The 21,170-nt window shown below is 66.1% G+C and carries 22 protein-coding genes and 1 pseudogene; 11 read left to right on the top strand and 12 right to left on the bottom strand.

The window, feature by feature from the left end:
* Window positions 1-4 precede the first annotated feature (4 nt).
* On the top strand, window positions 5-403 hold the full coding sequence (cutA, locus tag BO996_RS08560) for a divalent-cation tolerance protein CutA (protein WP_065346176.1): 399 nt from the start codon (window positions 5-7) through the stop codon (window positions 401-403).
* Here cutA and BO996_RS08565 read toward each other — a convergent pair.
* Window positions 390-1,379 carry a Bug family tripartite tricarboxylate transporter substrate binding protein gene (locus BO996_RS08565; RefSeq protein ID WP_071954503.1) on the bottom strand — a complete coding sequence of 330 codons (990 nt, stop codon included), beginning with the start codon at window positions 1,377-1,379 and terminating at the stop codon, window positions 390-392. The genes cutA and BO996_RS08565 overlap by 14 nt on opposite strands.
* A 238-nt stretch (window positions 1,380-1,617) precedes the next feature.
* Entirely contained in the window at window positions 1,618-2,838 is a 1,221-nt protein-coding gene (ftsY, locus tag BO996_RS08570) for a signal recognition particle-docking protein FtsY (protein WP_013803937.1), read from the bottom strand.
* Window positions 2,839-2,866: 28 nt separating this feature from the next.
* Between ftsY and BO996_RS08575 the strand changes: the two genes are divergently transcribed.
* The 4 genes from BO996_RS08575 (at window position 2,867) to coaD (ending at window position 7,072) form a co-directional block, all read left to right on the top strand.
* Complete coding sequence (locus BO996_RS08575; RefSeq protein ID WP_013803936.1) at window positions 2,867-4,345, top strand: M16 family metallopeptidase; 1,479 nt, start codon at window positions 2,867-2,869, stop codon at window positions 4,343-4,345.
* Between the two features lie 26 nt (window positions 4,346-4,371).
* Window positions 4,372-5,733, top strand: a complete 1,362-nt coding sequence (locus tag BO996_RS08580; protein ID WP_013803935.1) for a M16 family metallopeptidase — start codon at window positions 4,372-4,374, stop codon at window positions 5,731-5,733.
* Complete coding sequence (gene rsmD / locus BO996_RS08585; protein WP_012203729.1) at window positions 5,730-6,440, top strand: 16S rRNA (guanine(966)-N(2))-methyltransferase RsmD; 711 nt, start codon at window positions 5,730-5,732, stop codon at window positions 6,438-6,440. The genes BO996_RS08580 and rsmD overlap by 4 nt, the downstream gene beginning before the upstream one ends.
* Window positions 6,441-6,571: 131 nt before the next feature.
* The gene (gene coaD, locus BO996_RS08590; RefSeq protein WP_013803934.1) at window positions 6,572-7,072 is read left to right on the top strand and encodes a pantetheine-phosphate adenylyltransferase; all 501 of its coding nucleotides are present in this window, start codon (window positions 6,572-6,574) and stop codon (window positions 7,070-7,072) included.
* Between the two features lie 103 nt (window positions 7,073-7,175).
* Here the strand turns inward: coaD and BO996_RS08595 are convergent, their stop codons facing one another.
* The 5 genes from BO996_RS08595 to BO996_RS08615 all read right to left on the bottom strand — a co-directional run bounded on the left by BO996_RS08595 (window position 7,176) and on the right by BO996_RS08615 (window position 11,265).
* Window positions 7,176-8,297 (bottom strand): zinc-binding metallopeptidase family protein, encoded by a 1,122-nt coding sequence (locus BO996_RS08595; RefSeq protein WP_071957054.1) that lies wholly within the window; start codon window positions 8,295-8,297, stop codon window positions 7,176-7,178.
* Window positions 8,298-8,469: 172 nt separating this feature from the next.
* Complete coding sequence (locus BO996_RS08600) at window positions 8,470-8,790, bottom strand: BON domain-containing protein (RefSeq protein WP_013803932.1); 321 nt, start codon at window positions 8,788-8,790, stop codon at window positions 8,470-8,472.
* A 72-nt stretch (window positions 8,791-8,862) separates the two neighbouring features.
* Window positions 8,863-9,252 carry a hypothetical protein gene (locus BO996_RS08605; RefSeq protein ID WP_071954504.1) on the bottom strand — a complete coding sequence of 130 codons (390 nt, stop codon included), beginning with the start codon at window positions 9,250-9,252 and terminating at the stop codon, window positions 8,863-8,865.
* Between the two features lie 111 nt (window positions 9,253-9,363).
* The gene (locus tag BO996_RS08610) at window positions 9,364-9,525 is read right to left on the bottom strand and encodes a DUF1328 domain-containing protein (protein WP_013803930.1); all 162 of its coding nucleotides are present in this window, start codon (window positions 9,523-9,525) and stop codon (window positions 9,364-9,366) included.
* Window positions 9,526-9,885: 360 nt separating this feature from the next.
* On the bottom strand, window positions 9,886-11,265 hold the full coding sequence (locus BO996_RS08615) for a sensor histidine kinase (protein ID WP_013803929.1): 1,380 nt from the start codon (window positions 11,263-11,265) through the stop codon (window positions 9,886-9,888).
* 142 nt (window positions 11,266-11,407) lie between these two features.
* On the opposite strand from BO996_RS08615, the gene BO996_RS08620 reads away from it, so the two are divergent.
* Window positions 11,408-12,040, top strand: a complete 633-nt coding sequence (locus tag BO996_RS08620) for a response regulator (RefSeq protein ID WP_012203736.1) — start codon at window positions 11,408-11,410, stop codon at window positions 12,038-12,040.
* An 88-nt stretch (window positions 12,041-12,128) separates the two neighbouring features.
* Here the strand turns inward: BO996_RS08620 and BO996_RS08625 are convergent, their stop codons facing one another.
* From BO996_RS08625 to gpmA, 4 genes are all read right to left on the bottom strand, one after another.
* On the bottom strand, window positions 12,129-12,527 hold the full coding sequence (locus BO996_RS08625; protein WP_013803928.1) for a response regulator: 399 nt from the start codon (window positions 12,525-12,527) through the stop codon (window positions 12,129-12,131).
* A gap of 119 nt (window positions 12,528-12,646) precedes the next feature.
* Window positions 12,647-13,399 carry a HesA/MoeB/ThiF family protein gene (locus BO996_RS08630; RefSeq protein ID WP_012203738.1) on the bottom strand — a complete coding sequence of 251 codons (753 nt, stop codon included), beginning with the start codon at window positions 13,397-13,399 and terminating at the stop codon, window positions 12,647-12,649.
* A 76-nt stretch (window positions 13,400-13,475) separates the two neighbouring features.
* Window positions 13,476-14,918: a S41 family peptidase gene (locus BO996_RS08635; protein ID WP_071954505.1), complete on the bottom strand. Its 1,443-nt coding sequence runs from the start codon at window positions 14,916-14,918 to the stop codon at window positions 13,476-13,478.
* 121 nt (window positions 14,919-15,039) lie between these two features.
* On the bottom strand, window positions 15,040-15,783 hold the full coding sequence (gene gpmA, locus BO996_RS08640; protein ID WP_071954506.1) for a 2,3-diphosphoglycerate-dependent phosphoglycerate mutase: 744 nt from the start codon (window positions 15,781-15,783) through the stop codon (window positions 15,040-15,042).
* Between the two features lie 98 nt (window positions 15,784-15,881).
* Between gpmA and BO996_RS08645 the strand changes: the two genes are divergently transcribed.
* From BO996_RS08645 to BO996_RS30035, 5 genes and pseudogenes are all read left to right on the top strand, one after another.
* Entirely contained in the window at window positions 15,882-16,289 is a 408-nt protein-coding gene (locus BO996_RS08645; protein ID WP_013803926.1) for a rhodanese-like domain-containing protein, read from the top strand.
* 88 nt (window positions 16,290-16,377) lie between these two features.
* On the top strand, window positions 16,378-16,635 hold the full coding sequence (gene grxC / locus BO996_RS08650; protein ID WP_034390758.1) for a glutaredoxin 3: 258 nt from the start codon (window positions 16,378-16,380) through the stop codon (window positions 16,633-16,635).
* A 129-nt stretch (window positions 16,636-16,764) separates the two neighbouring features.
* The gene (gene secB, locus BO996_RS08655) at window positions 16,765-17,220 is read left to right on the top strand and encodes a protein-export chaperone SecB (protein ID WP_013803924.1); all 456 of its coding nucleotides are present in this window, start codon (window positions 16,765-16,767) and stop codon (window positions 17,218-17,220) included.
* A 120-nt stretch (window positions 17,221-17,340) separates the two neighbouring features.
* The gene (locus BO996_RS08660; RefSeq protein WP_013803923.1) at window positions 17,341-18,351 is read left to right on the top strand and encodes an NAD(P)H-dependent glycerol-3-phosphate dehydrogenase; all 1,011 of its coding nucleotides are present in this window, start codon (window positions 17,341-17,343) and stop codon (window positions 18,349-18,351) included.
* A 140-nt stretch (window positions 18,352-18,491) separates the two neighbouring features.
* Window positions 18,492-19,672, top strand: a pseudogene (locus BO996_RS30035) (integrase core domain-containing protein).
* Between the two features lie 186 nt (window positions 19,673-19,858).
* Here BO996_RS30035 and lysA read toward each other — a convergent pair.
* Window positions 19,859-21,112 (bottom strand): diaminopimelate decarboxylase, encoded by a 1,254-nt coding sequence (lysA, locus tag BO996_RS08670; RefSeq protein ID WP_061288232.1) that lies wholly within the window; start codon window positions 21,110-21,112, stop codon window positions 19,859-19,861.
* Between the last annotated feature and the right edge of the window lie 58 nt (window positions 21,113-21,170).

The following is a 21,170-nucleotide window of genomic DNA, read 5'->3' on the forward strand; positions in this document are numbered from 1 at the left end:
CTCCATGACTTCCGCCAAGAACCCCGCCTCGCCCTGGTCCACGCTGTGCGTGGTGGCCACCACCGTCCCCAGCGCCGAGGAGGCCGCCCATCTGGCGCGCAGCCTGGTGCAGCAGCAGGCTGCGGCCTGCGTGCAGGTGGAGCCCATCACCTCGCACTACGTGTGGGAGGGCGAGATGCACGCCACGCCCGAGTGGCGGCTGGTCTGCAAGACCCTGCCCGACGTGCTGGAGCGCCTGGCCCGGCTGCTGCGCGCCGGGCACAGCTACAGCGTGCCGCAGATCACCATGCGCACCGAGCGCTGCATGGCCGACTATGCGCAGTGGCTGCGCTCCCAGGTCTCGACCCGGGACGTGGCGGACGCTGCAGACATGGCCGCCGCGCCCCGCATCACTGCGGCGTGACGTTGGCGGCCTTGATCACGGGCACCCAGGTCGCTGTCTCCTTGCGGATCAGCTCGCCGAAGGCGCTGCCCGTGACCACCCAGGGCTCGATCCCCTGCAGGTCCAGCTGCCTGACCACGGCCGGCGTGTTGAAGATCTCCTGAATATCCTTTTCCAGCTGCTTGAGCACGGCTGGCGGCGTCTTCTTTGGCGCCATCACGCCGTACCAGGACGAGATGGCAATGCCCGGCACGCCCGCCTGGGCCAGCGTGGGCACATCAGGCAGGTACTTGCTGCGCGCCGGGTCGGTCACGGCCAGCGCGCGCAGCTTGCCCGACTGCACATGCGGCAGCAGCGCGGGCACATTGCCCACGATCATCGGCACCGTGCCGCCCAGCACATCGTTGAGGCCGGGCGCCGTGCCCTTGTAGGCCACGTGCAGGATGTCGGCGCCGGTCTGCTGCTTGAACAGCTCACCGGCCAGATGCAGGCTGGAGCCCACGCCGGGCGAGGCATAGCTGATGGTGGCCGGCCTGGCCTTGGACAGGGCCACCAGCTCCTGCACCGTTTTGGCGGGCACGCCAGGGTGCACGGCGATCACATTGGCCGCCTTGGCCAGCGAGGCCACGGGCGCGAAGTCCGCCTCCACGCTGTAGCCGGGCCTGGCCAGCAGCGTGGGATTGATGGTCAGGTTGCCCTGGGGCACGACCAGCAGCGTATGGCCGTCCGGCGCGGCGCGCTTGACCATGTCGATGCCGATATTGCCGTTGGCCCCGGGCTTGTTCTCCACCACCGAGGTCTGCTTGTAGCGCTCGGCCAACCCCGTGGACAGCAGGCGGGCCAGCGCATCGACCGGGCCTCCGGGCGGAAAGGGCGCGACGATGGTGAAAGGCTTGGCGGCCAGTTGCTGCTGCGCGGCGGCATCCTGGGCCAGGGCGCTCTGGCATGCGGCTGCGGCCAGCAGGGCGGCAGCGCCGAGCAAGGTGGGGGCTTTCATGGGGAACTCCGGGGAACAAGGCAAGGCAGGTACAAGCAAAAGAAATGCCTGAGGGCTATCGATTGTTTCTTGTATAAAACAACGTTCTTCTTATAAATCAATGCAAAGCATAAAACCTGCGGCTTGATTCGAATCAAGGGAAAACCCTTGCCTGCATGCCTGGGCCTTCGCTGCGCTCGCATGCCCATGAAAAAAGGAGCGCAGCGCGCTCCTTCGGGTGGTGGTGTGCCGGGTGGCCTCAGGACAGCAGCGCCTGCGCGAACTCCCGGGCGTTGAAGGTTTCCAGGTCCTCGACCTTTTCGCCCACGCCGATGAAGTACACGGGAATCGGCCGTTCCTGGGCAATGGCAGCCAGCACGCCACCCTTGGCCGTGCCGTCGAGCTTGGTGACGATCAGGCCCGTGAGCTGCAGCGCATCGTCGAAGGCGCGCACCTGGGCCAGCGCGTTCTGGCCGGTGTTGCCGTCGATGACCAGCAGCACCTCATGGGGTGCCGTGGCGTCGGCCTTGCTGACCACGCGGCGGATCTTGCGCAGCTCTTCCATCAGGTGCAGCTGGGTGGGCAGGCGGCCTGCCGTGTCCACCAGCACCACATCCTTCTTGCGCGCGCGGCCGGCGGTGACGGCGTCAAAGCTCACGGCTGCAGGATCGCCCCCTTCCTGGCTGACGATCTCCACCGTGTTGCGGTTGGCCCAGACGCCGAGCTGCTCGCGCGCGGCGGCGCGGAAGGTGTCGGCGGCGGCCAGCAGCACGCTCTGGCCTTCGTCGGCCAGGTGACGGGTCAGCTTGCCGATGGAGGTGGTCTTGCCCGCGCCGTTGACGCCAGCCACCATGATCACGGTGGGCTGGTGCTCGCCTATGACCAGCGGCTTTTCCAGCGGGCGCAGCAGGTCGGCCAGGGCATCGGCCAGCAGCGCCTTGACGGCGGCGGGGTCGGTGGCCTTGGCCTCCTTGACGCGGCGGCGCAGGTCGGCGAGCAGGTGCTCGGTGGCCTTGACGCCGGTGTCGGCCATCAGCAGGGCGTCTTCCAGTTCCTCGTACAGCGCATCGTTGATCTGCGTGCCCGTGAAGACCGTGGCAATGCTGCTGCCGGTCTTGCGCAGGCCGGTCTTGAGGCGCTGCATCCAGTTCTGGCGGCTGGCACCTTCGGCCTCGGGCTTGGCCGTGGGCTCGGGCGCGGCAATGAAGTCCGCAGGCGCGATGGTGGACGCGGGTGCAGCAGCTGGGGCAGGCGGGGTCTCGGGGGGCGCGGCATCGCCCTTGCCGCCGCCAAAGGGCTTGCGCCACCAGGCACTGCCGGTGTCGGCGGCCGGGGCCGCTGGCGCGGCCGGTGGCAGGGCTGGGGGGCTGTCCTGCGGTGGGGTTGCGGGAATGCCGGCCTTTTCAGGCGCGGCGCTGCTGTCCGTCGGGGAAATCTCGGCGGCGGAGGGGGTGGGCTTTTTCTTGAAAAAACTGAACATCGGCAGGTTCTTAGAATCACAGCATTCTATGAAACATGCACTCACCCTCCTGGGCTTAATGGCCTGCATGGGCACCGGGGCTGCTTTGGCAGCCCCGGATGCATCCTCTTCCATCCCTTCATCGCTGCTGCAGACGGTGGCCAGCCAGGCCGCCGGCGGCACGCGCACCGCCACTTCGGCACAGCAATTCACCTTGAAGAACGGCATGCAGCTCATCGTGCAGCCCGACCGGCGCGCGCCCACGGCCGTGCACATGGTCTGGGTGCGCGTGGGCTCCGTGGACGAGGTCGATGGCACCTCGGGCGTGGCCCACGCGCTCGAACACATGATGTTCAAGGGCTCGCGCAAGGTGGCTCCCGGCGAGTTCTCGCGCCGCGTGGCAGCGCTGGGCGGCCAGGAAAACGCCTTCACCAGCCGCGACTACACGGGCTACTACCAGCAGATTCCGTCCAGCCGCCTGGAAGACGTGATGAAGCTCGAATCCGACCGCTTCGCCAACAACCACTGGCCCGACAGCGAGTTCAAGAAAGAGATCGAGGTCATCAAGGAAGAGCGCCGCATGCGCACCGAGGACCAGCCGCGCGCCGTGCTCATGGAGCAGTTGATGGCGGCGACCTTCGTGGCCTCGCCCTACCACCGCCCCGTGATCGGCTGGATGAGCGACCTGGACGCGCTGACGCCCGGCGACGTGCGCGACTTCCACGGCCGCTGGTATGTGCCCGGCAATGCCACCATCGTCATTGCCGGCGATGTGGACGTGGCCAAGGTCCGCGCCTGGGCCGAGAAGTACTACGGCAGCATTCCCGCACGCGCCCTGCCGGTGCGCAAGCCGCGCACCGAGCCCGCGCAGATCGGCATCCGCCGCATCGAGGTCAAGCAGCCGGCCGAGCAGGCCCTGGTGGCACTGGCCTTCCGCGCGCCCTCGCTGACGCGCGTCAGCGACCTGCAGGCCGACGACCGGGATGCGCTGGCGCTGCTGGTTCTGTCGGCCGTGCTGGACGGCTATGACGGTGCCCGCCTGGAGCGCGCCCTGGTGCAGGGCGAAGGCCGCGTGGCCGATGGCGCGGGCAGCTCCATGTCCCTGATGGGCCGTGGCCCAGGCCTGTTCATGCTGACGGGCGTGCCCGCCACAGGCAAGACTGCCGCCGAGGTCGAGGCGGCATTGCGCGCCGAAGTGGCCAAGGTCGCCAAGGATGGTGTGGAGCCCGCCGAGCTGGAGCGTGTGAAGACGCAGTGGATGGCCTCCAATGTCTACGAGCGCGATTCGGTCATGGGCCAGGCCCAGAGCCTGGGCAATTACTGGATACAGGGCATGCCGCTGGATGCGGAAGACCAGCTGCTGACCCAGCTGCGCACCATCACGCCCGATGACGTCAAGCGTGTGGCTGCCAAGTACTTTGGCGATGACCAGCTCACGGTGGGCACCCTGGTGCCGCAACCCCTGCCCGAAGGCGGCAAGCCCCGTCGCCCCGATGCGGGTGCCGGCATCGGCGGACCCCTGCATTGATGCCCCCGAAGCACGCTGGAGTGAAGATGAAGAACATGAAAAAAATGGTGGCCAGCACGGTGCTGGCAGGCGTGGGCCTGGGCTTTGGTGCCACGTCCGCATGGGCCCTGCTGCCCATCCAGCACTGGACCCAGCCCAGCGGGGCGCAGGTCTGGCTGGTGGACAGCCCGGGCATTCCCATGGTCGATGTGCAGATGGACTTCGATGCCGGCAGCCGGCGCGATCCCGCCAGCCAGGTCGGCCTGGCCAGCGCCGTGGCGCTGATGGCCTCCAAGGGTGTGACCGCCCAGGGCGATGCGCCTGCGCTGGACGAGAACGGCCTGGGCCAGGCCTGGGCCGATCTGGGTGCCAGCTTTGGCGCGCAGGCGGGCCGCGACAGCTTCAGCTACGGGCTGCGCTCCCTGACCGAGCCTGCGCTGCTGCAGCGCGCCGTGGCGCTGGCGGCGCGCCAGATCGCCAACCCCAGCTGGCCGCAGGACGTGTGGCTGCGCGAGCGTGAGCGCTGGACTGCGGCCATCAAGGAATCGGACACGCGCCCCGGCACGGTGGCCGGCAAGGCCCTGAGCCAGGGCGTGTTCGGCACCCATCCCTACGGCGCACGCGCCACGGGCGAGAGCCTCGCGCACATCGACCTGTCCGACATGCAGTCCTTCCACCGCCGCCTGATCGCGGCCTGCCGCGCCAAGGTCAGCATCGTCGGTGCGGTCAGCCGCGAGCAGGCCGACCAGCTGGTGCAGCAACTGCTGGCTCCGCTGCAGGCGGCGCAGGGCCAGGACGCCAGTGCCTGCGCGCCCCTGCCCGACGTGCCCAAGGTGCAGGCGCTCAAGGCGCCAGTCAACGAGAACATCCCCTTCGCCTCGGCCCAGGCGCAGGTGCTGATCGCCCAGCCCGGCATTGCACGCAACAGCCCGGACTTCATGGCAGTGCTGGTGGGCAACCACATCCTGGGCGGCGGCGGCTTCACCTCGCGGCTGACCGAGGAAGTGCGCGAAAAGCGCGGCCTGAGCTACAGCGTCTACAGCGATTTCTCGCCGGGCCTGGACGCAGGCGCCTTCACGATCGCCCTGCAGACGCGCCCCGACCAGGCAGCCGAGGCCCTGAAGGTGTCGCAGGACACGCTGCGCCGCTTCGTGGCCGAAGGCCCGACCGAGAAGGAGCTCAAGGCCGCCAAGGACAACCTGATCGGCGGCTTTGCGCTGCGCATCGACAGCAACCGCAAGCTGCTGGGCAATGTGTCCAACATCGCCTGGAACGGCTTGCCGCTGGACTACCTGGAGCACTGGACCGAGCGCGTGCAGGCGCTCACCGTGCGTGATGTGCGCGAGGCCATGCAGCGCATGCTGCAGCCCGAGCGCATGGTGACCGTCGTCGTGGGAGGCAAACAATGAGCCGCAACAGCATCAAAATTCATACCCCTGCCGGCAAGCGCTGGCTGGAAAAGGCCACGGCCGAGGCCGCAGCACCCAAGGCAGCTGCCGCAGCGCCTGCTGCCGCCAAGGCGAAAGCCGGACGGCCGGCGCCGGTGGGCGCAGGCGAGGTCCGCATCATCGGCGGCCAATGGCGCCGCACGCGGCTGCCCGTGGCGCAGCACCCGGGCCTGCGGCCCACGCCGGATCGCGTGCGCGAGACCCTGTTCAACTGGCTGGGCCAGGACCTGACGGGCTGGCACTGCCTGGATGCCTTCGCGGGCACGGGCGCGCTGGGCTTCGAGGCCGCATCGCGCGGCGCGACCAACGTGCTGATGAACGAGCAGGACGCCACCCTGGTCCAGCAGTTGCAGCGCCTGCGCGAGCGCCTGGACGCCCAGTCCGTGCGCGTGCTGCGCGGCGATGGCATCGGCTGCCTGCGCCAGGTGGCGCCGGGCACGCTGGACCTGGTGCTGATCGATCCGCCGTTCGACCATGCCGATCTGTTCGAGCCTGCGCTGAAGGCCGCCGCGCAGGCGGTGTCCGCCACGGGCTATGTCTATCTGGAGGCGCCCCAGGCCTGGACCGAGGAGCAACTGGCCGAGGCCGGTGGCCTGCAGCTGTTCCGCCATCTGAAGGCGGGCGCCGTCCACGCCCACCTGCTGCGCAAGGCACCGCAGGACGAGTAAAGGGCGCTGCGGCGGCCGCGTTCCCTGGCAGGAGCGCGGCTGTCGCACAGCCGACCGGCCATGCTGCAGCGCAATGCATAATGCGCCATCCGTGCCGGACAGGGCACGCGCAGCCAATGAAAGCGACCGCCATGAGCCACGACGTGATTGCCGTCTATCCCGGAACTTTCGATCCGATCACGCTGGGTCATGAAGACGTGGTGCGCCGCGCGACCCAGCTGTTCAGCCACGTCATCGTTGCCGTGGCGGCGGGCCACCACAAGAAGACCATGTTCAATCTTGAGGAGCGCATGCAGATGGTGCGCGAGGCCGTGTCCATCTATCCCCATGTCCAGGTCGAGAGCTTTCATGGCCTGCTGCGCGACTTCGTGGTCGAGCGCGGCGGCAAGGCCATGGTGCGCGGCCTGCGTGCGGTCACCGACTTCGACTACGAGTTCCAGCTCGCCGGCATGAACCGCACGCTGATGCCCGAGGTGGAGACAGTCTTCCTCACGCCCAGCGACCGCTACCAGTTCATCAGCAGCACCTTCGTGCGCGAGATCGCCACGCTGGATGGCGAGATCGACAAGTTCGTCTCTCCCAGCGTGCGTACCCGCCTTCTGCAGAAGGTGCAGGCCAATCGTGGGTCGTGACGCACCACCTGATCGCACGCCTTGATCCCGCGCCCTGATGCCCTGACCGCCTGGCTGTCCTGAGGCCCGGCAAGGGCGGCCAGGACCCTCTCGCAGTTCCTTCTTAGAAGGCAGCCTGCCGCGTGGCGCTCGCATTCACGGCGGCGTGCACGAATTCCAGCTTGCGCCTGGCCCCGGCCGAAAGGGCGAACGGATAGGCATCGCCATGGCCCAGGCTGCGGTTGAGGCTGTTGGTCAGCAGCGTCAGCGGCACCCACTGGTCCAGCATGGTGCCGAAGTCCGGCTGTGCATGGACCGCGAAAGGGTCCTGCACGCACAGCGCCGGCTGCGTGCCCGAGCCTGTACTTGTCCCTGAGCCTCCAGGCATGGTGATGCAGGTGCCATAGCTGGCCGCAGTCTCCAGCAGATCCACCATGTGCAGGTAATGGGCCCAGCTTTCGGCCCAGTCTTCCCACGGGTGGGAGGTGGCATAGGCGCTGACGAAGTTGTCGCGCCACTGCTCATCCATCGGGTCGCGCGCATAGTAGTTCTGCAGGGCCTGGCCATAGTCCTGGCGCTCGTCGCCGAACAGGCGGCGGAATTCCTCGATACGGCCCGCGCCCACCACCAGCCTGTCCCAGAAGAAGTGGCCGGATTCATGGCGCAGATGGCCCACCAGCGTCCGGTAGGGCTCGTGCAGGGCCTGACGGCGCCGGGCACGCTCGGCATCGTCGGCTTCCACCACGTTCAGCGTGATGGTGCCGTTGGCATGGCCGGTCATCACGGGCGCCTGCCCCGGCAGGTCGGCCAGCAGCTCGAAGCGCGGCCCATCCTCTCCAGGCCGGGGACCCAGGCCCAGGCGGGCCAGCGTGTAGAACAGCTGGCGCTTGGCGGCCTCGATCCGGGTCCAGCGCAGCGCATTGGACGGGTCTGACAGATCGGGCAGCCAGCGTGTCTGGCGGCAGGACTCGCACAGCGCATGGGGATCGTCTGCGGGCAGGGCGAAGTTGCACTGTCCCACGGGACCCCGGTGGCTGCACATCTTGTAGAGCCGGCCTGGCGGCTTGCCGCTCGTCAGCGAGGACAGGCTCTCCCACAGCACGCTGTCCCGCGTGCCGGAAACCGGGCGCAGGCAGGCCACATGCAGTCGCTCGGGCAGGAAGGCCAGGGTGGCGCCGCAGTGCACGCATTGAACGCTGTCGAAGAAGACCGGGTGGCCACAGGCATCGCAGTTGAAGACTCGCATGTCGGTCACTTTACGCCGTATGTCCGGCGCACGGTGGAAAGGGGTCGTACCTGCCGTCGGCTGCAATGGTCGGCAATCCTCGCGGCGGACCGTGCGGCAGTTGGAGCCCTGGATGAAAAAAGGCCGGAAGTCTCCGGCCTTGTACTTGGATCAGCCCCCGCAGGGGCCTGCATCAGGGACGAACCACGATGCTGTTGCGCACTTCACGCACGTTCTTGGTGGTGCGGGCGATCTCGGCGGCGCGCGCCTTTTCCGATTCGGACTTGGCAAAGCCCGACAGCTGCACCGTGCCGTTCAGGGTCTCGACGCTGATGGAAGTGGCCGAGACACTCTTGTCCTCTGCCATCTTGGCCTTCACCGCAGTGGTGATGCCGGCGTCATCCACATACGAACCCACGGACTGCTGGTCGCGGGCCACGGAGCAGGCGGTGGTACCGAGCACGGTGGCACCGGCGACGAGAGCGAAAGCGATGGCACGGGTGTACTTTTGCATGATCAGTTCTTTCCTGGACAAGAAAATTGAGGGTAACGGTACTCGAGGGAACTCAGGGGACTCGGCGGCAGCTCACTTGCGCGAGCGGGAACTCATGAAGAACGCGGTGGCCAGGGCAGCGCCCGTGGCTGCAGCCAGCAGGATGGAGCGGCCAGGCTGCTCGATGACGTAGCGCGTGGTGGCCTCGGTGGCCGATTGCAGCTGGCGGCGGGCGCGGTCGGAGCTGTCGGCGCAGAAGTTGATGCCGCGTGTGGCCAGTTCCTGGGCACGTGCCGCGAGGTCATCGATGACGGGGTTCAGTTCACGCTCGATGGACTGGACACCTTCCTCGGCGTTGTCCAGCGCATTCGCTGCAGTGCGGCGTGTCGTGTTGACGGCCTCCTTGGCGGCGTCCGCGACATCCTGGGCAACGTCCTTGGCGGTATCGGCGGCTTTGTTCACGGCTTTCTCGGCTTGGCTCATTGGTTCTATCTCCTCAAAACTGGCATGAATGCGAAAGGCGGTCGGGCTGCCGGGCTGGCTGCCCGCGGTAAGCGGGCTTGGGCTGGCAGGGGGCTGAAGGCGGCGCCGCCGCTACTTCTTGATCAGGCTCATCACAAAGGTGACGACAGCCATGATCACGAAAATATAGAACAGGATCTTGGCGATGCCTACAGCACCTGCCGCAATACCACCAAAACCGAATATGGCGGCTACCAGGGCGATGACGAAGAACACGATGGCGTAGTGCAGCATGTAAAACTCCTTGGGTTGTTCGTTTCCAAGAAACGGCACGGGGCGGATGGGCCAAGTGCTGTTTGCATGGGTTCGACTGTACTGAGCCGCCAAAGGTGCATCTGACGGTGGCCGGCGTGGCATGGCGTCAGGGTTAGGCGGGGGGGCAGTGTAGGAATGCTCCGGCTGCGCAGGGCTTGCAGCCGCCGCCGGCTGCGGCCATTCGGGGGCGCGCCTGGAAAATGGCCCCCACACTACCCTTGCTGCGCAAGGTCCGCTGCCCCCCGAGGGGGCTGCTTTTCATCTTGGGGCGGCCGGGCGATGAAAAAAGCCCCTGGCGCGTGGGCGCGCAGGGGCTTTTGCATGGCGGATGCTGCCGCTTCAGGCGGTGGCGACCGTACCGGCGCTTTTGTCCGTGGAGATCGGCGCCAGCGGGATGACGGCGGAGATCGCCGTGCCCTTGCCCAGTTCGGACGAGACGGTCAGGCGGCCGCCTGCGGCCTCCACGCGGTGGCGCATGCCGGCCAGCCCGTGGGAGTTGGGGCGCATGGCCGAGGTCTCGAAGCCTTCGCCGTCGTCCTGGATCTGCACCGTCACATAGGTCGGATAGTTGTGCACGGAGACCAGGACATGGCTGGCCTTGGCATATTTGCCGATGTTGGTCAGCGACTCCTGGACGATGCGGTAGACCGTGAGTTGGGTGGATTCCGGCAGCTCCACCTGCTCCAGGTTGGCCGTGACTTCGATGCCGCTGCGCTCGCCGAACTCGCGCGCCAGGATTTCCAGCGCCGTCGTCAGGCCCAGGTTGGACAGGGAAGAGGGGCGCAGGTCCTCGATGATGCGGCGCTTGAGGGCGATGCCGCTGTTGAGCGTCTCCACCAGATGGCTGACGCGTTCGCCCACGTCCGGCGCGCTGAGGTCGATCTTGGATTTGAGGCGCGCCACGTCGAGCTTGGCCGCCGTCAGCAGCGAGCCCAGCTCGTCGTGCAGTTCGCGCGCCAGGTGTCCGCGCTCGTCCTCGCGCACCTGCTGCAAGTGGTTGGCCAGTTCCGTCAGCGTGGCCGTGCGCTCGCGCACCAGGGCTTCGAGGCGGTTGCGCTCGTCGCGCTGGATCTCCTGCTCGCGCTGGTGGGCCTGCTGCAGCGCGTGGGCCTGGCGCAGGTACATGAAAAAGCCCAGCACGCCCAGGGCCGTGACCGTGGCGATGCCTATGCGTGACAGCGACAGCGTGTGCTCGATGTCCTGCAGGTTCTTGGCCGAGCGCTGGTCTATGCCTGACAGCAGCTTGCCCGTGTAGTCGCGGATGGCGTCCATGTTCTCCATGCCCACGTCGGTGAACATGACGAAGCGCCAGGCCTCCTCGTTGCCCTGGCGGTACAGGCGCAGGCTGAGTTCCATCTCGCTCATCTTGCGTTCGACCTGGCGCGCCAGCGGCGTGAAGATCGCCAGCTCCTGCGGGTCGTAGATGAAGATCTGGCGCAGCTCGTCCATGTTGTAGTTGATGGCCGTGATCGCCTTGCTGTAGGGCTCCAGGTAGCGCTCCTCGCCCGTGAGCAGGTAGCCGCGCAGGCCGGTCTCCGCATCCAGCATCAGCCGCAGCAGCTGGCTGATCTCCGAGCGGGTGTTCTGGGTCTGGGTCATGGCCTCCAGCGCCTTGGTGGAGCGCTTGTAGCTGGCCTCGTTAATGCTCACCAGCAGCACGGCCGCGACGATGGCGAATGCCAGGCTGATCGCAATTCTTCGGAAATTTATCCAACGCATAAGCATCCTCTCACCTACAAGATCTTCGCCGATATTCTGCATAATTCGTGTTATCGGCTGCCGGGGCAGTTCCTGCGCCGGCCGTTACCATATATTGTTTGCACGACCAGCGATCCCGCTGGTCCCCGAAAAAGAGGTATTCATGATCAGAATTGGCATTGTGGACGACCATGCAATTGTGCGCTCGGGCCTGCGTCAGTTTCTCTCGGAACACGTGGACCTGCGTGTAGTCGGTGAGGCCGCCAATGGCCGCGAGGCCATCGATCTGGTGCGTGCCCACGAGATCGACGTGCTGTTGATGGACCTGTCCATGCCCGGCCAAAGCGGTATCGACGCGCTGGCCATGCTGCGCGCCAAGGCGCCGGACATGGGCATCCTGATCCTGAGCGGCTATCCCGAGGAGCACTACGCGATCAACCTGATCCGCCAGGGCGCCAGCGGCTACCTGAACAAGGAATGCGATCCCCAGGAGATTGCCGAAGCGATCCGCACCGTGGCCCTGGGCCGCCGCTACCTGACGCCCGCCGTGGCCGACCTGCTGGCCCAGCAGCTCAACCGCAAGGATGACGCGCCAGCCCATGAACAGCTGTCCGAGCGTGAGTTCCAGGTCTTCCTCAAGCTCGCGCGTGGCGAAACCGCAGGTGATATTGCAAAGTCGCTTTCACTGAGCGTAAAGACGGTCAGCACCTATCGCACGCGACTCATGGAGAAAATGGGATTGTCTTCCAACAGCGATCTGACGTATTACGCACTGAAGAACAGGCTGATCGATTGATTTTCAGTCAATAGAAAATACGGGCTGCACGATTATCAAGTCGTGCAGCCTTTTTCTTTGGTGAAAAATCAAATGCAGTGCTTTGGGTTCAGGCTGTTTTGAGTTGGTTGAGTGACGCCGCATCGATATTCATGCAATAGTCCATGAGTGCGTCGATTTCATTGGACTTGTCGAAGACGGCATCCACGCCTAGCTGGGCGCAGCGGCTGCGGATGTCGGGGGTGGCATAGTTGCTGAGCACCACGATCTTCTGGTGCGGCTGGCGCTCGCGGCAGGCAGTGAGCACACCCAGGCCGCTGCCCTGGCGCAGGAACAGGTCGACGATGGCGAGATCCCATGCGTCGGGGTTCTGCTGAAGCCAGTCCGTCCCCGCGCTCTCCGTCTCCGCGATGCCCACGGCCTCGACATCGGCCAGTTCTTCGAGCGTGGCGATCAGGTTCTCGCGGATCGTAGGGTTGTCTTCAACAAGATAGGTGCGCAATTTCACGGCTGTATCCAATAGGGACGCGGATGGCAATCGGAGTCCGGTGGAGCCCGGCCTCCATTGTCCTGCGCGACAGCGGGCGATTGTGCCAGTGAGGGATCGGCGTGGAGGTCAGCCGATTCCTACGCCTTGTTACCGCAAACGGGACATTCCGGTACACGAGTGGTTTGCATGCTACTCCAATCCAGGCTGCGGCTGTCGAACATGGTCAGGCGGTTTGTTGCAGGCGTGCCAAATCCCGCGATCAGCTTGAGGGCTTCCGCCGCCTGCAGAGTGCCCATGACGCCCACCACGGGCGCGAAGACGCCCATGGTCGAGCACTGCACTTCCTCGAACTGCGCATCGGGCGGGAACACGCAGGCATAGCAGGCGCAGTTCTCGTCGCGCGGGTCCATGACCATGAGCTGGCCGTCCAGCCGGATGGCCGCCCCCGCCACCAGGGGAACCTTGTGTCGCACGCAGGCCGCGTTGATCATGTGGCGCGTGCGGTAGTTGTCCGTGCAGTCCAGCACCAGGCTGGCCTGCGGCACGAGCTCGTCGAGCAGGGCGTCGTCGGCGCGCTGCTGGCGGCAGTCGATGCGGATGCCGGGGTTGATGGCGTGCACGGCCGTGCGTATGGATTCCACCTTGGGCTGGCCCACGCGGTCCGTGGTGTGGGCGATCTGGCGCTGCAGGTTGGTCATGTCCACCGCATCGTCGTCCACCAGGGTGATGCGGCCTATGCCGGCCGAGCCCAGGTACAGCGCGGCGGGCGCGCCCAGGCCGCCTGCGCCGATGATGAGCACATGCGCCGCCAGGATGCGCTCCTGGCCCTCGATGCCGATTTCGTCGAGAAGGATGTGGCGCGAGTAGCGCAGCAGTTGATCGTCGTTCATTCGCGTCTCCAGACGTGAAAAAGCCGGGCGCGCGGCCCGGCTTGGTGCAGGCGCGGACCCGGTCCGCGCCGCGCTGTCAGTTTTCCTTCTTCTCGGGCTCGCGCTCGGTCAGGGTCTTGCTGACCATGACGGGCTGGCCCTTGAGGCGGTTGAGCGCCTGCTGCAGCTGGAAGTCCTTTTCGGTGCCGAACTCGGGCAGGCGGCGCTCGGCCGGCGGCTTCTTGGCTTCCTCTTCCAGGCGCTTGCGGGCTTCCTCGCGGGCTTTCTCGCGCACCTCGTCCTTGACCTCGGCGCCCTGTCCGCTGGACAGGTGCTTTTCCAGGTCGGCCTCGCGCATGCGCAGGGCGGCGAACAGGTCGCCTTCGGGCGTCTCATCCACCATCACGTCGGGCACGATGCCCTTGGCCTGGATGGACTTGCCGCTGGGCGTGTAGTAGCGCGCCGTGGTCAGTTTCAGGCCGGTTTCCGTGCTTGCACCCAGCGGCAGCACGGTCTGCACCGATCCCTTGCCGAAGGTCTGGCTGCCCATGATGACGGCGCGCTTGTGGTCCTGCAGGGCTCCGGCCACGATTTCGCTGGCCGAGGCCGAGCCTTCGTTGACCAGCACCACCAGCGGCAGCTTCTTGAGCGAGGCCGGCAGGCGCTGCAGTGGGTCTCCCATGCCGCGGCGGGCATAGAAGCTGGGCGAGGCCTTGTAGGTTTCCTTGCTGTCGGCGAGTTGGCCGTTGGTGGAGACCACGGTCACATCCGGCGGCAGGAAGGCTGCCGAGATGGCGACGGCAGCGTCCAGCAGGCCGCCCGGGTCGTTGCGCAGGTCCAGTACCAGGCCCTTCATGTTGGGGTCCTGCTTGTACAGTTCCTCGACCTTGCGCACGAAATCGTCCACCGTGCGTTCCTGGAACTGGCTCAGGCGGATCCAGCCGTAGCCGGGCTCGATGACCTTGCCCTTGACGGAATGCGTCTTGATTTCCTCGCGCGTGATGGTCACGGGGAAGCTGCGGCTTTCATCCTTGCGCAGGATGGTCAGCTGCACCTTGGTGTTGGGCTCGCCGCGCATGCGCTTGACGGCGTCGTTGAGCGACAGGCCCTTGACGGCGGTGTCGTCGATCTTGGTGATCAGGTCGCCCGTCTTGAGGCCGGCGCGGAAGGCGGGGGAGCCTTCGATGGGCGAGACGACCTTGATCAGGCCGTCTTCCGAGGTGATCTCGATGCCCACGCCAATGAAGCGTCCCGACGTGCTCTCGCGGAATTCCTTGTAGGACTTCTTGTCGAAGTACTGCGAATGCGGGTCGAGGCTGGAGACCATGCCCGAGATGGCATCGGTGATCAGCTTCTTGTCATCGACAGGCTCGACGTAGCTGGCCTTGACCATGCCGAAGACCTGCGCCAATTGCTGCATTTCTTCTAGCGGCAGCGGGGTCATGGCACCGCGGGCCACGGTCTGCAAGGAAACCGTGGTCAGTGCTCCGGCGATTACGCCTACGGAAACCCAGCCGGCAATTTTGATTTTCTGGCCCATATCACCCCTTTAACCGCGTCAATATACACCCGCTTGGAAAGGCAAGCGCCCGCGTGGTTCCCTAAAAACGGCGCAGCAAGCGCAATTTCTGCAGCAGGCGCTCACCTCAAGGGGGCCCGGCTCAGGCCTTGCCCTGTGCGGCCACGGCGGCTGCAGCCTTGGCGGCAGCTTCTGCATCGCCCAGGTAATAGTGGCGAATGGGCTTGAGATTGGCATCCAGCTCATAGACCAGCGGAATGCCATTGGGCACGTTGACGCCGACGATGGCGTCATCCGAGATACCGTCCAGGTACTTGATCAGCGCGCGGATGGAGTTGCCGTGGGCCGCGACCACGACGCGCTTGCCGGACAGGATGGCGGGCGCGATGGACTCGTTCCAGAACGGCAGCACGCGGGCCACCGTGTCCTTCAGGCATTCGGTCAGCGGCACCTGGCTGGGGTCCAGCTGGGCGTAGCGCACGTCGCTGCGCTCGCTGCGCGGGTCTTGCGGCTCCAGGGCCGGCGGCGGCGTGTCGTAGCTGCGGCGCCACACCAGCACCTGGGCGTCGCCGTATTGCTTGGCCATGTCCGCCTTGTTCAGGCCCTGCAGGCCACCGTAGTGGCGCTCGTTCAGGCGCCAGCTGTGCTGCACGGGCAGCCAGGTGCGGTCCATTTCGTCCAGCGTGTGCCACAGCGTGCGCGTGGCGCGCTTGAGCACGCTGGTGTAGGCCAGGTCGAAGTCATAGCCCTCGCCCTTGAGCAGGCGGCCGGCGTTCTTGGCCTGTTCGACGCCGGTGGCGGTCAGGTCCACATCGGTCCAGCCGGTGAAGCGGTTTTCGAGGTTCCAGGTGGATTCACCGTGGCGGATCAGCACGAGCTTGTACATGGCGGCTTTCTAAGTCTCTCGATGCGACAAAGCTGGGCTGTCGCGGGGGCAAAAGCCAGCATTCTAGAATTGACAGGTTTGCCAACCCAAGGAATGACGTGAAATTCATCATCGATAACTGGTATTTGATCCTGATCGCGCTGGCTTCCGGCGTGATGCTGCTGCTGCCCCTCGTGCGCGGCGCAGGCGGCGGCTCGCTGACGGCGGCGCAGGCCGTGCAACTGATCAACCGCCAAAAGGCCGTGGTCATCGATGTCTGCGAGCCCGAAGAGTACGCGGCCGCCCATGCCAACGGCGCCAAGAATGTGCCGCTGAGCCAGTTCGAGGAAAAGCTGCCCACCACCGTGAAGAACAAGGCGCTGCCGCTGGTGCTGATCTGCACCAAGGGCAACCGCGCCTCCCGTGCCGAAGGCATTGCGAAGAAGCTGGGCTACGAAAAGGCCCAGGCCCTGGCCGGTGGCCTGAAGGCCTGGCGCGATGCCGGCATGCCGGTTGAAAAGGCCTGAGACGCCCCCATCTGACGGCGATGGAAGCCGCTGCTCCGCGCCCCGGGCGCCAGCCGGCGGCACGCCGCAAACTCGAAGAAAGACGCACATGCAAGCCGTGAAGATGTACACCACCGCTGTCTGCCCCTATTGCATTCGGGCCAAGCAGATCCTCAAGTCCAAGGGCGTGGAGCAGATCGAAGAGATCCGCATCGACACCGATCCGGCCGCGCGCGACGTGATGATGCAGAGCACGGGCCGCCGCACGGTGCCCCAGATCTTCATCGGCGACCACCATGTGGGCGGCTGCGACGACCTGATGGCGCTGGACGCCGACGGCGGTCTGGTGCCTCTGCTGCAAAGCTGAAACACGGGCACTGCATAATGCTGGCCCAGGTGCCCGCTGCGCAAGCTCTTGGCAGCGGGCATTTTGTTGGTGATTTTTTTGATGCCCTGGTCACCGCACCAGGGTTTTTTGCCCAGAAAGACTGATTCCATGGCCGAACAGGACACTCCCGTCTTCCAGATCCAGCGCGTCTACCTCAAGGACCTGTCGCTGGAGCAGCCCAATTCGCCCGCCATCCTGCTGGAGCAGGAGCAGCCCAGCGTGGACATCCAGCTTGGCGTCGAGGCGACTCCCGTGGCCGAAGGCATCTACGAAGTGGCCGTGACCGCCACCGTGCAGACCAAGATCCAGGACAAGACCGTGTTCCTGGTCGAGGCCAAGCAGGCCGGCATCTTCGAGATCCGCAACGTGCCCGAAGACCAGATGGGTGGCGTGATCGGCATTGCCTGCCCCCAGATCATCTATCCCTACCTGCGCGGCAACGTGGCTGACGTGGTCACCCGCGCCGGCTTCCCGCCCGTGCACCTGGCCGAGATCAACTTCCAGGCCATGTACGAGCAGCAGCAGGCAGCCGCCCAGGCGGACGGCAACTCGCTGCCGCAGTAAGCCGGTCCATTCCCGGACGATGTGATTTGCGCCCAGGCGCGTCGCATCGCTGTGGTACAAGAAAAGAGGCCCGAGGGCCTCTTTTTTTCATCAACGTCGCTTCTTCAACGTCGAGCAGATATGAACATTGTGGTGATTGGCGCAGGCGCCTGGGGCACGGCGCTGGCGATGAGCGCGGCCTCGCGCGGTGACGGGCGTGTCGTGACCCTTTGGGCGCGCGACGCTGCCCAGGCGCAGGCCATGCACGGCAGCGGCGAGAACGCACGCTACCTGCCGGGCGTGGCACTGCCTGCCGCGCTGCAGGTGGTGCATGGCGAGATCGACGGCCATCTGGCGGCCGCCGACCTGATCGTGATCGGCACGCCCATGGCTGCCCTGCGCGAATGGCTGGGCCGGCTGCAGCATGTGCCCGCACCCGTGGCCTGGCTGTGCAAGGGTTTCGAGGCCGTGCCCGCAGGCGCTTCGGCCGCGGCCCATGGACTGATGGCGCACGAGGTCTGCGCCGAGGTGGCGCCCGATCTGCTGTGCGGCGTGCTCAGCGGCCCCAGCTTCGCGGCCGAGGTGGCACGCCACCAGCCCACGGCCCTGGTGGCGGCCAGCCGCCATGCCCAGGTCAATGACGCCCTGGTGGCCGCCTTCCACGGCGGCGCCATGCGCGTCTATGCCAATGCCGACATCGTGGGCGTGGAGGTGGGCGGCGCCGTGAAGAACGTGCTGGCCATTGCCACCGGCCTGTGCGACGGCCTGCAGCTGGGCCTGAACGCCCGCGCCGCACTGATCACGCGCGGCCTGGCCGAGATGACGCGTTTGGGCCTGGCCCTGGGCGCGCGCACCGAGACCTTCATGGGCCTGTCCGGCCTGGGCGATCTGGTGCTGACGGCCACGGGCGACCTGTCGCGCAACCGCAAGGTGGGCCTGCTGCTGGCTCAGGGCCGCACGCTTGAGCAGGCCGTGGCTTCGCTGGGCCATGTGGCCGAGGGCGTGTACAGCGCGCGCACCGTGCTGGCGCGCGCGCGGCTGCTGAATGTGGAGATGCCCATCACCGAAACCGTGGTCGAGCTGCTGGATGGCCGGCTGCAGGCGGCCGAGGCCGTGCAGCACCTGATGGCGCGCGATCCGCGCGGCGAGTGATTCTTCGGTGTCCATGAAAAATGGCCCACACGCTTCCCTTGGGTACGACTCACACTCATAGGTGACACATCAGTACAAGGACATGGGTAACAGATCCAAGCTTGGCAGCTGTAGCCAACAGCAGCCAAGGAGCGATCACCATGCCCTGGAAGGAGTGCGCACCCATGGACGAGAAACTGCTCTTCATAGCCGACCATCTGCGCAGTGGCGTGCCGCTGAGCGAGCTGTGCAGGCGCTACGGCATCAGCCGCAAGACGGCCTACAAGTGGGTTGAGCGTTACCGCCAACTGGGCATGGATGGATTGCAAGAGCGCAGTCGCAGGCCCCACGGGAACAATCAGGCGATCAGCTATGCACAGCGCCGGGCCATCATTGAGTTGCGCACGCAGCAAAGGTCACAGATGGGGCCCAAGAAGCTGCACGCTTTGCTCCTGCAGCGTTGGGGCCCACAGGAGACACCCAGCAAAACCACCATCTACAACGTGCTGAAGGCTGAGGGGCTTGTTTGCAGCAGGCGTGTACGCAGACGCTCGGTGCCTACGGCCCAGCCCTTGCGAACGAGCAAGCAGCCCAATGGAGTGCAGACTACAAAGGCCAGTTCAAGACAGCCGATGGTCACTGGTGCTATCCATTGACCATCATGGACCACGCCAGCCGCTATTTGCTGGCCGTGCATGTCTACGACAGCCCCAACTACGAGGATGCCAAACGCAGCTTTGAACAGGTGTTTCGGCAATACGGACTGCCCGAGCGCATACGCAGTGACAACGGTCCGCCGTTCGCGACTACTGGCGTGGCGGGCCTGTCACGCCTGGCGATATGGTGGATAAGGCTGGGCATCAGGCCGGAGCGCATCGAGAGGGGCAAGCCACAGCAAAACGGTCGCCACGAGCGGATGCACCGCACGCTCAAGCATGCCCTGGGCAAAGAGCCTGCGGCGGACAAAGCGGCATTGCAGATGCAGCTCGATGCCTTTGTGGAGCACTACAACCAGCAGCGCCCGCATGAGGCCTTGCAGCAAAGCATGCCGGCCCAGCACTACAGCGACTCGGCCAGGCCATACCCCTCAAAGCTACCCGAGCTGCAGTACCCGAAGCATTGGGAACGAGTTCGAGTCAGCCACAACGGCCTGATTTACTGGCGAGCGCTGCGGGTCTACATAGGCTACCTGCTGGCGGGGCAGTGGATCGGGATGCAGGAGGTGGCCGCTGGCCAGTGGGATGTGTATCTGGGGCCGGTGCGACTGGGCTGCTTCAACGAAGAGGATGTGCGAGGACCCCAGAAGGACTATGTGAGCTTGAAGTGTTACCCATGTCTGTGAGCTGAGTTGTTACCCATGTCCTTGACACGTACACTTGCTGCGCAAGGTCCACTGCCCCCCGAGGGGGCCGCTTTTCATCTTGGGGCGGCCCGGCGATGAAAAAGCCCCGGGGGTGGAAGGCCCCGGGGCTTTTTTGCGTCAGAAATCCTGGCGCCTGGCGCGCTACATGCCCAGTTACAGGCCCAGTTACAGGCCCAGCTCCAGACCCAGCAGTTCCTCCACCGTCTGGCGGCGGCGGATGAGGCGCGCGCTGTCGCCATCGACCAGCACCTCGGCGGCCAGCGGGCGCGTGTTGTAGTTGCTGGACATGGAGCTGCCATAGGCCCCCGTGTCATGGATGACCAGCAGGTCGCCCACCGAGGCGCCTGCCAGCGCGCGCGGCAGCACCACGCCGCCGTCGCCCTGGGTGAACACGTCGCCCGATTCGCACAGCGGGCCGGCGACCACGGCATCGCGCAGGGGCATGGCCTGTCCGTCGCGGCGCAGCACTTCCATGCCGTGCCAGCTGCCGTACATGGAAGGGCGCATCAGCTCGTTGAAGCCCGTGTCGACCAGCACGAAATGGTTGCTGCCCGCGTTCTTGGTGGCGCGCACCTGGCCCAGCAGCACGCCCGACTCGGCCACCAGGAAGCGGCCCGGCTCGATCTCCAGGCCCAGCGCATGGCCCACGATGGCCTCGGCGTCCTTGCGTGCCGCATCCCACAGACCGTGGTAGTGGGCGGTGTCGATGGTGGCGTCGCCATCGCGGTAGGGAATGGACAGGCCGCCGCCGGCCGAGATGGCCTGCAGGTCATGGCCTGCCTGGCGGGTGGCGCGCACCAGCTCGACCATGGCGCCGCAGACCTGCTGCAGGTGGCCGTAGTCCACGCCCGAGCCGATGTGCATGTGCAGGCCGGCCAGCTTCAGGCCGCCGTCGCGGATGGCCTGCAGCGCCGCCAGCAGGTCGCTGTGCCAGATGCCGTGCTTGCTGTGCTCGCCGCCCGTGTTGGTCTTGTTGCTGTGGCCGTGGCCAAAACCGGGGTTGATGCGCAGCCACACGGGATGGCCGGGCGAGGCCTGGGCCAGCTGGTGCAGCATGTCGATGGAGCCGGCATTCACGGGCACCTTGTGCTCGGCCACGCAGGCCAGCGTGGCCTCGTCCATCACGTCGGCGGTGAACACGATGTCGCTGTGCAGGTCGTCGCCATGGCCGGCTGCGTAGCCGGCGGCCAGGGCGCGCAGGATTTCGCCGCGCGAGACGGCGTCCACCTTCACGCCCTGCTCGCGCATCAGCCGCAGGATGTGGATGTTGGAGCAGGCCTTCTGCGCAAAGCGGATGGTGTCGAAGGCCTTGAGCTGGGCGATGCGCGCGCGGATGGTGGCGGCGTCATAGACCCACAGCGGCGTGCCGTGCTGGTCGGCCAGGGCCCAGAGCTGGGCGGGCGAGAAGGGATTGGACATGGTGTCTCTTTCAGGGGAACTGCCGCGCATGATGGCGGATGGGAGTCATTCAGTCCAA

The sequence above is a fragment of the Delftia sp. HK171 genome (assembly GCF_001886655.1).
Classification (GTDB): Bacteria; Pseudomonadota; Gammaproteobacteria; order Burkholderiales; family Burkholderiaceae_C; genus Comamonas; species Comamonas acidovorans.